Origin of the sequence: Pseudoalteromonas sp. S554 (assembly GCF_005930865.1) — a bacterium.
GTDB classification, from domain to species: Bacteria; Pseudomonadota; Gammaproteobacteria; order Enterobacterales; family Alteromonadaceae; genus Pseudoalteromonas; species Pseudoalteromonas marina.
The window spans coordinates 1-1,676 of the sequence record NZ_PNDV01000061.1; the positions used below are offsets into that span (position 1 = coordinate 1).

Genomic DNA, 1,676 nt, shown 5'->3' on the forward strand with positions numbered 1-1,676 from the left:
TGGCTTTTTTCGTTCCTCAAAATTTTAGCCAACATTTTTTTGCCCATTAAATGGGCGTTGGTATGACTCCCATTGTCAAGTTAAACGCACTGATCCTTGCCTAACTTTTAAGCCATAATTATTTTAGCTCGAATTAGAGCGAGTTAATACATAGGATGAAGCAAGTAATGTCGTCGGTTATCTTGCTGATATTCGTTGGTTATTACTATTTCTAGTAACAGAGCAGACCTTACTTATTTCGTCGTGGCACCTGTCTTCAGTCTATGTTCGTGGTTCAATGCAGCGTTAGCTGCATTGCCATCCTAACGCCGTCGGTGGTTGTGCCACACCCGATGCTTGATCCCATGCATTAACTCTAATTCTTTTATCATGCGGGTACTCTTGCCAATCTAAGTTTTTTATTCACTGGCGTAAGCACCACTTCTCTTGCAATAGCCCATATGTACGCAATCATTTCTCGGGCAATGGCGGTAACAACCAGATTGTAGTGTTTCCCTTTGGCTATCATTTTTTTATAGCGTTTGCAGAGCCTAATCTGTGCTTTCCACGCAATATCAATAATGTCCTTTGGTAAACCTTCTTGTCGTTTTTGCATATCTGTGGATATATTTGCTGCATAGCGATAAGTATGTGCACCTTCCACAAGAAGGCGCCTTGCTCGGCCGTTCCCGCATTTTGTGATGGCGCCAATATGGCGTTTGCCACCACTCGAGTGTTCACTGGGTACAAGACCGAGATAACTCATTAATTTGCGGGGATGGTCGAAACGCGATAAATCGCCAAGCTCAGCAACAACGCCAGTGGCGACCAACAAACGGACACCACGCATAGCTTGTATTGCTTTTACTACAGGATAATAACGCCACTGGTGAACGTGGTGTGTTAGTTCATTATCTAGCCGCTCAAGTCGGCTTATTCGTTCGGTAATTGTGTGTAAAAATTCTTGTAAGACGATGTGCTGAGCGGGGTGTGGCAACACAAGCTCAGTGAGCCAACGTAAATGTTTTTGTGACCAATTCGCAGTGCCTTTGTAATTAATATTATTGCGAAGCAGCAGCGCCTTTAATTGATATTTGGCATCTTTTAAATCCTTCATGGCTACTTCGCGTGCACGAGATAAATCACGTACAGCTTCATCTTCAGGCTCAGGAACATAGATAGGTGTTAAATCTTCAGACTTAAGTAATTTAGCAAGCTTAAGGGCATCACGTTTATCGGTTTTAATTTTCTCACCAGGTTTTTTAGGAATAAGAGAAGGTGCAACCACATAACAGCAATGGCCAAGGCTGGTAATTAATCGGTAAATCCAATAACCACATGGGCCAGCTTCATAAACAAAATGAAGTGTTGCGCCAGGGTATTTCGATTCGAACTGGCGAACAAGCTTTTGAACGGCCATTTTGGAAGACGAAACTCGGCCAAGATGAACAGGTTGCGCACCTCTATGTTCTTCAATATAGGCAACTTCATTGAATTCTTTATGTGTATCAAGACCGATAAAAAGTATGCTATGTTTATTCATGTTAGCCTCTGCTGTTTAGTTAATTGACAAACTAATTATGGCTCTGGCTTTGAATTAAGCTAACCCACGAAAAGCGGAGGCTAACACCGTGTGGGAGTCATTATGTCTATGTGTTTTTAGGAAATGTAGCTAAATTATTTTTGTGTTTGTTTTT

1 protein-coding gene is annotated in these 1,676 nt (G+C 41.8%); it reads right to left on the reverse strand.

The window, feature by feature from the left end; genetic code table 11:
* Positions 1–367: 367 nt before the first annotated feature.
* Positions 368–1,522 carry an IS110 family RNA-guided transposase gene (locus tag CWB65_RS13320; RefSeq protein ID WP_138740772.1) on the reverse strand — a complete coding sequence of 385 codons (1,155 nt, stop codon included), beginning with the start codon at positions 1,520–1,522 and terminating at the stop codon, positions 368–370.
* Positions 1,523–1,676 lie beyond the last annotated feature (154 nt).

Excerpts from the sequence above, each read along its gene's own strand:
- CWB65_RS13320 (WP_138740772.1), bottom strand. The coding sequence starts at position 1,522 with ATGAATAAACATAGCATACTTTTTATCGGTCTTGATACACATAAAGAA.